This is a genomic window from Buttiauxella ferragutiae, assembly GCF_022637515.1.
In the GTDB taxonomy this organism is placed as follows: domain Bacteria; phylum Pseudomonadota; class Gammaproteobacteria; order Enterobacterales; family Enterobacteriaceae; genus Buttiauxella; species Buttiauxella ferragutiae.
The window spans coordinates 4,504,296-4,517,912 of the sequence record NZ_CP093332.1 but is presented as its reverse complement, the minus strand read 5'-3'; the positions used below and the strand labels follow the sequence as shown (position 1 = coordinate 4,517,912).

Annotated in this window: 8 protein-coding genes; 6 read left to right on the top strand and 2 right to left on the bottom strand. The window is 50.7% G+C overall.

The features are described from left to right. The first annotated feature begins 268 nt into the window (after positions 1-268). Genes MNO13_RS20765 through MNO13_RS20755 form a run of 3 tightly spaced genes read left to right on the top strand, consistent with a single transcriptional unit; the run spans position 269 to position 5,751 of the window. On the top strand, positions 269-1,894 hold the full coding sequence (locus tag MNO13_RS20765; RefSeq protein WP_241939203.1) for a PTS transporter subunit EIIC: 1,626 nt from the start codon (positions 269-271) through the stop codon (positions 1,892-1,894). A gap of 11 nt (positions 1,895-1,905) precedes the next feature. Further along, positions 1,906-3,141 (top strand): CehA/McbA family metallohydrolase, encoded by a 1,236-nt coding sequence (locus MNO13_RS20760; protein ID WP_241939202.1) that lies wholly within the window; start codon positions 1,906-1,908, stop codon positions 3,139-3,141. 12 nt (positions 3,142-3,153) lie between these two features. Further along, positions 3,154-5,751: a glycoside hydrolase family 38 N-terminal domain-containing protein gene (locus MNO13_RS20755; RefSeq protein WP_241939201.1), complete on the top strand. Its 2,598-nt coding sequence runs from the start codon at positions 3,154-3,156 to the stop codon at positions 5,749-5,751. 2 nt (positions 5,752-5,753) lie between these two features. On the opposite strand, the gene MNO13_RS20750 is transcribed toward MNO13_RS20755, so the two are convergent. Both MNO13_RS20750 and MNO13_RS20745 read right to left on the bottom strand, forming a co-directional pair. Then, positions 5,754-6,977, bottom strand: a complete 1,224-nt coding sequence (locus tag MNO13_RS20750) for a multifunctional CCA addition/repair protein (protein WP_237931763.1) — start codon at positions 6,975-6,977, stop codon at positions 5,754-5,756. 67 nt (positions 6,978-7,044) lie between these two features. Continuing rightward, entirely contained in the window at positions 7,045-7,665 is a 621-nt protein-coding gene (locus MNO13_RS20745) for a TIGR04211 family SH3 domain-containing protein (RefSeq protein ID WP_232886577.1), read from the bottom strand. A gap of 243 nt (positions 7,666-7,908) precedes the next feature. Here MNO13_RS20745 and MNO13_RS20740 point away from each other — a divergent pair, with 243 nt between their 5' ends. Genes MNO13_RS20740 through hldE form a run of 3 tightly spaced genes read left to right on the top strand, consistent with a single transcriptional unit; the run spans position 7,909 to position 13,587 of the window. Next, positions 7,909-9,207 (top strand): CYTH domain-containing protein, encoded by a 1,299-nt coding sequence (locus tag MNO13_RS20740; RefSeq protein WP_241939200.1) that lies wholly within the window; start codon positions 7,909-7,911, stop codon positions 9,205-9,207. Between the two features lie 44 nt (positions 9,208-9,251). Beyond that, positions 9,252-12,104, top strand: a complete 2,853-nt coding sequence (glnE, locus tag MNO13_RS20735; protein ID WP_422387202.1) for a bifunctional [glutamate--ammonia ligase]-adenylyl-L-tyrosine phosphorylase/[glutamate--ammonia-ligase] adenylyltransferase — start codon at positions 9,252-9,254, stop codon at positions 12,102-12,104. Positions 12,105-12,159: 55 nt separating this feature from the next. After that, on the top strand, positions 12,160-13,587 hold the full coding sequence (hldE, locus tag MNO13_RS20730; protein WP_121814338.1) for a bifunctional D-glycero-beta-D-manno-heptose-7-phosphate kinase/D-glycero-beta-D-manno-heptose 1-phosphate adenylyltransferase HldE: 1,428 nt from the start codon (positions 12,160-12,162) through the stop codon (positions 13,585-13,587). Positions 13,588-13,617 lie beyond the last annotated feature (30 nt).

The following is a 13,617-nucleotide window of genomic DNA, read 5'->3' as shown; positions in this document are numbered from 1 at the left end:
GGGTGGTTACTGTAATTACCCTGGCTTTATTAATTGAGTGGTTTTATTTTCTGGATGTAACGGGAAGTAATGGATATTGTTTGTTTCTAAATCTAAATGAGAGCAAAGATAACTTCACTATGACAGGGTTAATTAATCTGTGACTCCTGTCTTTTTTCTTTTTAACACAATGCATTATTTATATCCGTCATGATTCAACTGATTGGGTGCAGTCAGTACAGGTGCCACAGCGAATCTGTCTGATATATATGAATAAGAGGGATCTTCAATGAAGCAGCAGATGCAAATGGTCGGGCAGGCTATGTTAGTCCCTATTTCTATTATCACGATTGGTTCTATGTTAATGGGTTTTGGTAGCGCTTTTACAAATAAAGAGGTGATAGCAGCGCTACATCTGTCCTCCTTTATTTATGAGGGGTCTTTGCCATTTATTGGTTTCACAATTATGAAAGCGATGGGCGATGTGGTTTTCACTAATTTACCGCTTTTTTTTGCCTGTGGTGTCTCTTTTGGTTTGGCCAAAAAAGAGAAAGGCTGGGCCGCGTTTTCCGGTGTGGTTGGGTTTATGGCGATGCACTATGTCATAAGCACCATCCTCGGTTTAAACGGTTTATCCCCACAGACGACCAGTGCGAGTTATTTTCAACAAGTAGGTTTTGAGCAGGTGAGTGCAGTCCAAAAGGCTTCGATATATACCAACGAGCTTGGCATGTTTACCTATCGAATGAGTATTTTTGGTGGCCTGCTTATCGGGTTAGTCACCTCTTATTTGCATAACCGTCTTTATAACGTGAAGCTGCCCATCGTGCTGTCTTTTTTTGCCGGAACACGCACCGTGCCTATTGTGGCGCTGTTAACCGGTTCAATGTTGGGCATTGTTTTTTACTTTATCTGGCCTCCGATAGGCGGTGTGCTTGCCCAGTTCAGCAAATTGATCTGGAATTCCGGGTTGTTCGGGACATTCCTTTGGGCGGTGGTCGATAAATCGTTACTGCCAATTGGTTTACATCATCTGGTCACCACGCCGATTCGCTTAACTGAATTGGGCGGGTCAATGGAGATCTGCGGCAAGTTGGTTAGCGGGACCACGAATATTTATATGGCTCAACTCGCTTGCGAGGAAACAACTGAACTATTAGTGAGAGGTTTTCAGTCTGGTCGTTCCGTGATTCATTTTGGTGCTTTACCCGGCGCAGGTTTAGCTATCTATCAGTGTGCTAAATATAAACATAAAAAAGCGGTGGCGGGTTTACTGATTCCGGTATTAACGGCCATGGTTCTTTTTGGCGTAACGGAACCGATTGAATATACCTTTTTATTTGTCGCACCGTGGTTGTTTTACCTGGTGCATGTGCCATTAACTGGACTTGCCTTTGTGCTGACTGAGATGGCAGGTGTTTCCATTTATGGTGGAAGTATTAAAGATATTTTACCGGTGCTGCTACAGCCTTCAAAACTTAATTGTTGGGGCTATCTCTGGCTGATACCCCTGTTCTTTTGTATTTATTACGTGCTATTCAGGTTTCTCATTTTGAAATTTAATGTCATGACACCAGGTCGTGAGCCTGACGATGAAGAAAATACAGCAGAAGAAATAAAGTTGTATACCAAAGCAGACTATAAAAATAAGCAGCAAAGTACGCCTGGCGACATGCTAGCCCATCAAATCATTGAAGCCTTTGGCGGTGCGGAAAATATTATTGCTTTTGATAACTGTATTTCTCGCTTACGGGTCGAAGTCAAAGATCCCGAAAAAGTGGCCGCTGATAATTACTGGAAGAAAAAATTACAGGCAAAAGGCGTCGTCCGCGTGGGTGATAAGGGCTACCAGATTATTTATGGCGCTGAGGTGGTAATGATTGCTGGCGATTGTAAAGAATTATTGGATTGTTAAGGGAAAATATCATGACGATTCAGAAACCCACCGACACAGAATATATCGAACTCTTGCCGTTACATCTGACCGTATATCCAAAAGATCAGCAGCAGATCCAGCAAATTTCCTTTTGTGTGCCGGAAGGAATCGAACGACTGGAAGTTCGCTATCGCTATAGCCCCGGGAACACAGTTGATCTGGGAATGATGGCGAATGGAACGGTGCATGGCTGGAGTGGGGGGGCAAGAGATGCAGTGCGACTTAGCGAATGCTATGCAACACCGGGTTATCAGCGAAGTGCCATTGCGCCAGGAAACTGGCACATCCTGCTTGGCCTGCATCACGTAACCAATACCTGCGATATTCATGTTGATATCACTTTTCACAAGAAACACTGGCGCTGGTTTAAAGGCGATACACACATTCATTCCCTGCACAGCGACGGGAAATTGAGTGTCGGGGAACTGGTTGAGCGAGCGCAGGCGTATGGCTATCACTACCTGTTTTTTACCGATCACAATACGTGCTCTCAAAACCGAGAAATTAGCGCCATCAACAGTGAGCTTTGCCTGATACCGGGAATGGAACTGACGACCACTCGCGGGCATGTCAACCTGGTAGGTTGCGATCGCCCGGTTCAGAATTTCATCCCCTGCGACAGTGAATTCGCTGTCTTTGCGCGCATCCACGAAGCGCGTCAAAACGGTGCGCGCATTGGTATCAATCATCCTTTTTGCCAGCATTGTCCGTGGCTGAGTGAAATCAAAGAGTTTGACTGGCTGGAAATTTGGAACGGTGAATGGGATGGCTGTACGCAAAATGAACAGGCGTTTCAGTTCTGGTATCAACAGCTTTGTGACGGGAAATTTTGTGTTGCGGTAGCCGGAAGTGATTTCCACCGTGAAAAAGGTCTGGCGCTTGCACATACCTGGGTGCGGGCCGAATGTTGCGAACGTGAAGCCATTCTCAGTGCATTACAGGCTGGCCGAGCCTGGTTTCAGTGCGATGACATGGTGCTCGAAGAGTTTAGTGTCAGCGGGGCAGGGATTGGCGAGTCCACTTCCGGGCAGCAACTGGTGGTGAAACTTAAGACCGAGCCTGCGAACGAAATTCTACTCTATAGCAGCAGGGGCATCACAACGCTGGAAAGTGACAACGGAAATCTCTGCTGGTCCGGGGATTGTGCAGCGGAAGGTTTTGTTTTCCTGCGTATTAATCGCGAGGGTCATGCTCGTTTAATTACCAACCCTGTCTGGCTTAGATAAAAGGAATATCCAATGAAGAAGGATCGCCGTGTTATTCATGCTGTGTCGCATACCCACTGGGATCGCGAATGGTATTTCACTACCATCGATACCCAGGTGCTGGCAGTAAAAGCATTTACCGAACTGGTGGAGGCGTTAGAGGGGAACGAGCACTTTGACTACCATCTTGATGCACAAAGCTCCTTGCTGGTTGATTATTTGCAGATCAAACCGGAGATGACCGCACGGGTCAGGAAACTGGTGGCAGACAAGCGTTTGCTGGTCGGGCCGTGGTACACCCAGCCGGATTTGTTTGCTATTAGCACCGAGTCAATGTTCCGAAACTTGCGGATTGGTATCTACCATGCAAAGCAAGCTGGCTACTGCATGGATGTCCTTTATTTGCCTGACACTTTTGGCGCACATGCTCAAATTCCTCAGCTCGCTAGCGCATTTGGTCTGAATAATATTTTGATCCGCAGAGGTTATGACCGCGATTTGATGGGGCCGCCAGAGTTGATGTGGCAGGCCGCCAATGGCGAGCAAGTTAAAACGGTCGTGATGCCTTACGGTTACATGCTGGGGCATCCTGAGCGCGGGGCGCGATACCGCAATTTTGATATTAACCATTTTCATGTTGAAACCTTCCCGCTGCTGGAACGCATGAAACAGCTAAGCGATAGCGAACATCTGCTTTGCCCGATCGGTGGCGATCAGGTGAGCTGCGACAAGGATTTTGAAAAGCTGGTGGCGCAGGTGGGTTGTCACTCGGAGGATGACTGGCGGGTCAGTAACTACGAGGCTTTTATGGCCGCCATTGAGCCTGATTCACTGTCGATATACCAGGGCGAGTTTCGCAGCCCGCGTATGGCTCGGGTACACAAAAGTATCGGTTCTTCGCGTTATGACATTAAAAAGGCGAACTATGAGGCTGAGGCCTGTTTAATCACCCTTGTCGAACCGATGATTGCCCTGGCGCGGGCGAATGGTTTTCGCGTGCCGGAAGAGATGCTCGAAAAAGCGTGGCGGTTGCTTCTGGAATCTCATGCCCATGATAGTGCGGGTGGGTGTAATAGTGACGAAACCAATCGTGATGTTGTGCATCGTTGCCGCCAGGCGCAGCAGATTGGTGAAGCACTTTATAATTTGTGCGCGCGCTTGCTGTTGCAAAATCATGATCGCCAGAATACCTACCGTTTTTTACTCACCAATGGTACCAGTAGCCCGCGCATTTACAGCCGCGACCAGGTGTTAATCTCGGCCAGCGCCGCATTTTCCATTCTCGACAACGAAGGTGCCAGCGTACCGTTTGTCTTGCTGGATCAGCAGAAGATCAATCGCCCACGTCATGTGCTGTTAACGCCAGATGGTGAAGTCGAAACCTTGAGTAACGAGTTTTATTATCTTAATCGCATTGATATTCCTGATGTTGCCGTCCCGCCAACGGGTATGGCTCAGTTCAGACTGGAGAGCGCCACGGCGGATTCAATGATCACTATGCAGCCGCTAGCTCAGAGCGCTATTGAAAACAGTCGCTACAAACTCACCTGGCGGGAAGGAAATCTTGACCTGCTTGATAAATTCAGCGGCGACACCATTGAGCGGTTAATACGGCTGGCGGATATCGCGAACGATGGCGATTTATATGATTTCTCTCCGCTTGCTGGAGATGAAGAAAGGCTGTTTGACCAGTTTGAATGGCTCGGTGCCAGTCAGTGCGAACGCAAGCAGGAGCTGCGGTTATCTGCCACATTGCAACTGCCCGAAGCGATCAATTCGCAGCGAACAGAGAGAGTTTCGCAGCAGCGGCCAGTCGCCATTGAGCTGGTTGTGACAATGGAAGACGACGTAATACGCTTTGCGCTGGCGGTTGATAATCAGGTGCGCGAGCATCGTATGCAGGTACTGATTAACACCGGTAAGGCGATCACTTCCGTGAAAGCCGACATGCCGTTCGGCTGGATTGAGCGGCATAACCAGAACATCACCTCAGCTTCAGGCTATACAGAAATGCCAGTGGATACGGAGCCTTTTATGCACTGGCTCAGCGCCCACGAGGATTACCACGTGTATGCCCGTGGTCTGAAAGAGTACGAATATAGCGGGTCAGATCTGCGATTGACGTTGTTCAGAGGGGCGGGTTTTGTGGGGAAAGACGATCTGCTATATCGGCCAGGGCGCGCTTCCGGGCATGTGCTTGCGGCACCGGAGGCGAATTTGACCGGTTGGCTACATTTCGAATTTGCGCTTAGCCTTGGGAAAAGAAGTGCCGCTGCGGTGGTTATCAGCCAGCAAAAGTACAGTTTCAATGCTTTGCTCTGGCAGTGGCAGGAGGAAGAGAAGCACCTTCATCGGCTGGATAATTTCGATATGGAAATAACCCAAAAGCCGGTCACCGTCTGGAGCCTGATTGATGAGATTCCTCAAGGGCTGGTGTGGAGTGGAACAGACGTGTTGTACGGTAAAACCCTGCTACGGTTCTGTAATCCCGCTGCGCAACCGATAGACATTCCGCAATGCTGGAAGTCATTGTTGTGTAACGCACTGGGAGAACCGATTAACAAGGACAGGCTCACGGCTTTTGATCATCTGACGCTACGCCTGGCGAACACCGAGGCTCAAAGCTGTTAGCGCTAGAGTGTCATTTTCCATGCCTGAATAGCGGCAATACGGCGACGCGTTAACTCATCGCGGATCGCCGGGCCGCTAAAACCAGCATCAATGACCTCTTTGTTGGTGACGCTTTGTGCTGCAACCCAGGCCGCACGCAGCAATCTGCCCTGAGGATAGTCATTGGCTTCAAAACCTGTGCGCCCGCGGGCATCCGCTTCGCTGGTTAAAGCGACTTGCTCAATGCGCTGCGGTTTGCGCCAGGCATCAATGGCATCGAATAACTTGATGATGGTTTTTGGCTGTAAAATAGCGAAGGTGTGAATCAGGTCGTGGTATTCAGCGACCAGTTTGGCAAGGTCGCGAATTTCATTAGGCACACGCATTCGCTGGCACATTCGTTCGACGAGTTTTACCCCCGCCGGGCCATGCCCGTGATGACGCGGCCAGAACTCTTTTGGTGTCAGCCCTTTCCCCAGATCGTGGCATAAGGTGGCAAAGCGTACATCGACTTCAGGGCTGAGTTGCGCGGCAATCGCCAGCGTCATCAAAACGTGAATGCCGGTGTCGATTTCCGGGTGCCATTTTTCTGGCGCAGGGACACCAAACAGCGCATCAATTTCTGGAAACAGAATTTTCAGTGCGCCGCATTTGCGCAGTACATCGAAATACACTTGTGGATTGCGGGTGGTGAGCGCATTTTCTGTTTCTTTCCAGACGCGTTCCGGTGTCAGATGCTCAAGCTCGCCATTGGCGGCCATCGACGACATCAATGCCATGGTTTCAGGAGCAATCTGGAAATTTAGGTGAGCGTAACGTGCAGCAAAACGCGCGACGCGTAAAACACGTAGCGGGTCTTCATTAAAAGCGGGAGAGACATGGCGCAGCAGGCGTTTTTCGATATCGACACGCCCGTTATATGGGTCGATAAACTCGCCGTGTTCGTCCTGTGCAATGGCATTGATGGTGAGATCACGGCGCAGTAAATCTTGCTCAAGCGTGACATCAGGCGCGGCGTAGCAGGTGAAACCTGTGTAACCCTGGCCTGATTTTCGCTCGGTGCGCGCTAATGCGTACTCTTCACGCGATTGGGGATGCAGAAACACCGGGAAATCTTTGCCCACCTGCTGATAACCCGCATCGAGCATTTCTTGTGGAGTTGCCCCCACAACCACCCAATCTTTATCTTTGACCGGTAATCTCAACAACCCATCGCGTACTGCACCACCGACCAGATAAATCTTCACGCTTCAATGCCCCTGCATCTGTTAACCAATTACGATAATACCTAAGTGTAGGATACAGGGATGGCGATCAGTTCATCCAGCGATCTTTCTTCTTCCGGCTTGGAATCATGTGTGGCAGTAACAGGCCAAGCAGCAAGCCGAAACCTGCAACACCGCCGCCGTACATAAACCATTGCATGATGATGGCGCGTTGCTTGTCGTCCAATTGAACATTCGCGGCTTCAACTTTTTTCTTCGCGACGATCAATTGGTTTTTAAGTTCTTGATTTTCATCTTTTAGACCGGTGATAACGCTGTCGCTCTGCGCGACTTTCTGCTGCATATCAGCAGTACGCTGATTCCAGGTGGTGTCGATATTAGTCAACTTGTCCGTCAGCGTTTTAACCTGGTTTTCCAGGTCTGGCACTCGAATACGCAGGCTTGGCGTGGTGCTCAGTTGCGCCAGAGGAATCCAGGATGTACGGCCATTGCTATCGCGCACCTGACCGTATTTGCTTTCTTCATTGCTCTGCAACAGAGTCACTTCTTCCCCGGCATTGACGGTGCCAAGTAAGCGATAATTGTCCCCAGGGCCACTACGTACCCAGGTATTTAGTTCGTCCGATACGTAACGTTTTTCTTCGGCATGAGCCACAACGGAAACGCTAAGAGAAAGCAAAGTAAGGCAAATTAGGCGGAATTTGTGCATGATTTCGTCGTTATTGTCATAAATAGTGGAACGATAGTAGTGGCATCAGTCTGACGGTGCAATCCGTAAACCTGAATGAGAATCATCCTGGTGTTAATTTGACCACTTACTCGCGATTAGTGGCCCGTCGAAATACGCGCCACTCATGGTAATTTGGTGAAAAATATTATCTACTGACCACCAGTTAAAGATTAAGTTCGCCGGGTGTAAACCCGATGTGACCCAAATAAAAGTAAAAAGACGATGACCCAAGAAATCGAGCTCAAATTTATTGTTAATCCAGCTGAACTGGATTCCATTCGTAACACTTTAAATTCGCTGGAAAGCCAGCACAGCGAACCTCGCCAGTTGCTCAATATCTACTATGAAACTGCCGATAACCAACTGCGCCGTCATGATATGGGGCTGCGTATCCGTGGCGATAACGGCCACTATGAAATGACGATGAAAATCGCGGGACGTGTCATTGGCGGGCTGCATCAACGCCCGGAATACAACGTTGAGCTGACATCACCGGAACTGGCACTTGCGCTGTTGCCGGCAGAAGTCTGGCCGGAAGGTATTTCCCCTGACGAAATTCAGTCACAGCTTAATCCTTTATTCAGCACTGATTTTGCCCGTGAAAAATGGGTCGTTACGCACGGTAACAGCCGTATCGAACTGGCGCTGGATTTAGGTGAAGTGAAAGCGGGCGAACAGGTTGAACCTTTATGTGAGCTGGAGCTTGAGCTGCTGGAAGGCGAAACGTCGGATGTGCTGGCTTTTGCTAAACAACTGGTTGCACAACCGGGTATACGGCAGGGTAGCTTGAGCAAAGCCGCGCGTGGATACCATCTGGCACAGGGAAATGTGGACCGCGAAATTAAGCCGTTAACCGTATTGCGAGTGGCACCGAAAGCAACAGTAGAGCAAGGTCTGGAAGGCTCTCTGGAGCTGGCGCTTTCCCACTGGCAATACCACGAAGAACTGTGGTTGCGTGGCAACGGCAAAGCGAAAGCTCAGGTGTTGGAAGCGGTTGGCCTTGTGCGACACGCACTGGCACTGTTCGGCGGCATCGTTCCACGCAAAGCAAGTACAGAACTGCGTGAATTGCTGGCAACCTACGAAGCGATGCTTCCACAAGAACTGAAAGCAACTGAACTGGCATTCAGCGAACAAAGCAGCCAGGCCAAACTGGCGCTAACTGAATGGCTGGTTGGGCGTCAGTGGCAGAAATTTAGCGACGACAAAGCCAATGTCAAACTGGCCGGTTCGTTTAAGCGCTTTGCGGATACCCATCTTTCGCGTCATGCCGCAGAACTGAAAGAAACTTTCCAGCGTCCATTGGGCGATAGCTATGCTGATCAGTTGCCGCGTCTGGCACGTGAAACTGGCTCCATTCGCCTGCTGGCAGGCGTTTATGACGATGCGAAAACGCAACCGTGGCTGGATAACTGGCAAGGGTTGCGTCATGCCATTGTGACTCGCCAACAAGTCGAAATTGAACATTACCGTAATGAAGCGATCTCGCAGGCTCCTTTCTGGTTGCATAGCGGGAAGTAACTTTACCCATTATTTAGAGCATATCGTTTGTAAGGGACACACCCATGATGTCGCAAGCGCCACTTTTACAGCAGCATATGCAGGCGGCGCTGGCGCGTCTGCCACAGGATATTGACCGCCAGACGCTAAGCCACGAGGCTCAAGCTGTGTTGGCGTTTAGTGATTTTGTTTGTGACAGCATGGCGGCTTATCCCGCATGGATGGCGGAGCTGGAACAGTCCCCTCCGCTTGCCGACGAATGGCAGAACTATGCCGCCTGGCTGCAGGAAGAATTGCAGCACGTTGATAGCGAACCTACGCTAATGACCGCGCTGCGTCTTTTCCGCCGCCGTATCATGGTGAGAATTGCCTGGGCGCAAACACTGCAACAAGTCCCTACCGAAAGCTCTCTCCAGCAATTAAGTGTATTGGCCGAAACGTTAATTATTGCCGCTCGTGACTGGTTGTATGCCGCGTGCTGCCGCGAGTGGGGCACACCCTGTAATCAGGCGGGAGTCGCTCAGCCGCTGATGATTCTCGGCATGGGTAAACTGGGCGGGGGGGAGCTTAATTTTTCCTCCGATATCGACCTGATTTTTGCCTGGCCAGAAAACGGCTCGACACAGGGCGGACGGCGGGAACTCGATAACGCACAGTTCTTTACTCGCCTGGGTCAGCGGCTGATTAAAGTCCTCGACCAGCCAACACAAGACGGCTTTGTTTACCGTGTTGACATGCGCCTGCGTCCGTTTGGCGACAGTGGCCCGTTGGTGGTGAGCTATGCCGCGTTAGAGGACTATTACCAGGAACAGGGCCGCGATTGGGAACGCTACGCGATGGTCAAAGCCCGAATCATGGGCGATACCGACGACGCATGGAGCCAGGAACTGCGCAATATGCTGCGGCCGTTTATCTTCCGTCGCTATATCGACTTCAGCGTTATTCAGTCTCTGCGAAATATGAAAGGAATGATCGCCCGCGAAGTGCGACGCCGTGGGCTGACCGATAACATTAAACTCGGTGCTGGCGGCATTCGTGAAACCGAGTTTATCGTCCAGGTCTTCCAGCTGATTCGCGGTGGCCGTGAGCCTGCTTTACAGTCCCGTTCATTATTGCCGACCCTTGAAGCTATCCAGCAATTACATCTGCTGCCCGAATCTGATGCGGTTAAATTGAATGCGGCCTATTTATATCTGCGTCGCCTCGAAAATCTGTTGCAGAGCATCAATGACGAGCAGACTCAAACCTTGCCTGGTGATGATTTAAACCAGGCTCGCCTGGCGTGGGGCATGAACGCGCAGAATTGGGATTCTCTGCAAGAAACCCTGCAACAGCATATGAATGCCGTGCGGCAGGTATTTAACGAATTGATTGGCGACGATGAACCGGAACCCGGTGAAGATAAGCTCGCCGAAGCGTGGCGCGAACTGTGGCAGGATGCGCTGGATGCTGATGCCAATACGCCAGTGCTGGAGCATTTAACGCCGGAAGCGCGTAGCGAAGTGTTACGTCTGGTGAGTGATTTTCGCCAGGACACTGACAAACGCACCATTGGCCCGCGTGGCCGCCAGGTGCTGGATCAGCTCATGCCGCGTTTGCTGTGTGAAGCTTGTTCGCGCCACGACGCGCCACTGCCATTATCACGCCTGACGCCGCTGCTGCTCGGCATTGTCACGCGTACCACCTATCTTGAGCTGCTGACGGAATATCCTGGAGCACTGAAGCATTTGATCACGCTGTGTGCGGCATCACCGATGATTGCCAGCCAACTGGCGCGTTATCCGTTGCTGCTCGACGAACTACTCGACCCGAACACGCTTTATCAACCGACCGCGACGGACGCTTATCGTGACGAGCTACGCCAGTATTTACTGCGCGTGCCTGAAGACGATGAAGAGCAGCAACTGGAAGCATTGCGTCAGTTTAAGCAGGCTCAGCTGTTACGTGTGGCGGCGGCTGACATTACCGGTACATTGCCGGTGATGAAAGTCAGTGACCATCTGACCTGGCTTGCTGAAGCGATGATTGACGCGGTTGTTCAGCAGGCCTGGGCGCAAATGGTCTTGCGATACGGCCAGCCAAAACACTTACAGAACCGTGAAGGGCGTGGTTTCGCGGTCGTCGGCTACGGCAAACTCGGTGGCTGGGAACTGGGTTATAGCTCTGATTTGGACCTGGTATTCCTGCATGACTGCCCGTCGGATGTGATGACGGATGGTGAGCGTGAAATCGATGGCCGCCAGTTCTATTTGCGCCTCGCACAGCGTGTGATGCACTTGTTCAGCACCCGGACGTCATCAGGCATTTTGTATGAAGTGGATGCGCGTTTACGCCCGTCTGGTGCGGCTGGCATGCTGGTAACGACTGCCGAAGCCTTTGCTGATTATCAGCAAAATGAAGCCTGGACCTGGGAGCATCAGGCTCTGGTTCGCGCGCGTATTGTGTATGGTGACCCGCAGTTGCAGCGGGAGTTTGATGCCATCCGCCGCAATATTTTGTGCCTTGGGCGTGAAAGCGAAAAACTACAAACTGAAGTACGAGAAATGCGTGAAAAAATGCGTGCGCATTTGGGTGGGAAAAATATCGAACGCTTTGATATTAAAGCTGATGAAGGTGGTATCACCGATATCGAATTTATCACTCAATACCTGGTTTTACGTTATGCGGCGCAGGCCCCAAAACTGACACGTTGGTCAGACAATGTGCGCATTCTGGAATTAATGGCGCAAAACGACATCATGAGTGATGACGAAGCGAAAGCGCTGACGCATGCTTATGTCACGTTGCGCGATGAACTCCATCACCTGGCATTGCAGGAACTGCCCGGGAATGTGGCAATGGATACTTTCACTCAAGAACGCGAGCAGGTACTACAAAGCTGGCTTACGTGGCTGAGTGAGCCGCAAACATGCGCTTAACACTAATTGTGATATTATCCGCGACAAAATTTTATCCCTCTCTGGAGAGTCAGGAATGAAAGTAACGCTGCCCGAATACAGCCGTGCAGGCGTCATGGTAGTTGGTGATGTGATGCTGGATCGCTACTGGTATGGCCCTACAAGCCGCATTTCCCCGGAAGCTCCGGTGCCAGTGGTGAAAGTCGACAACATTGAAGAACGGCCTGGTGGTGCGGCAAACGTGGCAATGAACATTGCCTCGTTAGGCGCAAATTCTCGCCTGGTTGGCCTGACAGGGATCGATGATGCCGCGCGTGCGCTCAGCCAAACGCTGGCTGGCGTGAACGTTAAATGCGATTTTGTTTCCGTGCCGACACACCCGACAATCACCAAACTGCGTGTACTTTCCCGTAACCAGCAACTGATTCGCCTCGACTTTGAAGAAGGCTTCGAAGGTGTTGACCCAGAACCGATTCATGAACGCATTAGCCAGGCTTTGCCGCATATTGGCGCGCTGGTGCTGTCTGACTATGCAAAAGGTGCCTTGGCAAGTGTTCAGCACATGATTAGCCTTGCGCGAGCAGCCAAAGTGCCAGTGCTTATCGATCCAAAAGGTACTGACTTTAATCGCTATCGTGGTGCAACACTGCTGACGCCAAATCTCTCTGAATTTGAAGCGGTTGTTGGTAAGTGCAAGAATGACGAAGAGCTGGTGGAGCGCGGCATGAAACTTATCGCGGAATACGATTTTTCCGCGTTGCTGATCACCCGTTCTGAACATGGCATGACGCTGTTACAGCCGGGTATCGAGCCATTCCATCTGCCGACTCAGGCGCAAGAAGTTTACGATGTGACCGGTGCTGGTGATACGGTAATTGGCGTGTTGGCGGCAACCCTTGCCGCAGGCAACACCCTGGAAGAAGCGTGCTACTTTGCGAATGCAGCCGCAGGCGTGGTGGTCGGTAAACTGGGTACTTCTACCGTTTCCCCAATTGAACTGGAAAATGCTGTGCGTGGCCGTGCCGATTCAGGTTTTGGTGTAATGACCGAAGCTGAACTGAAAGTAGCGGTGGCGACGGCGCGCAAACGTGGTGAGAAAGTCGTCATGACCAATGGTGTGTTCGACATTCTTCACGCCGGCCATGTTTCGTATCTGGCCAACGCCCGTAAGTTGGGTGATCGCCTGATTGTTGCAGTAAATAGTGATGCTTCAACTAAACGCCTGAAAGGGGAGACCCGTCCGGTGAATCCGCAGGATCAACGTATGATCGTGTTGGGTGCACTGGAAGCCGTGGATTGGGTAGTGTTGTTTGAAGAAGACACACCACAACGCTTAATTGGGCAGATTTTGCCAGATTTGTTGGTTAAAGGCGGTGATTACAAACCGGATGATATTGCCGGGAGTAAAGAAGTCTGGGCCAATGGCGGTGAAGTGATGGTGCTGAACTTTGAAGATGGGTGTTCAACCACCAACATTATTAAGAAGATTCAGGAAAATAGTTAAATAAATTGCCAGCCTTGCATAGAGCATGGG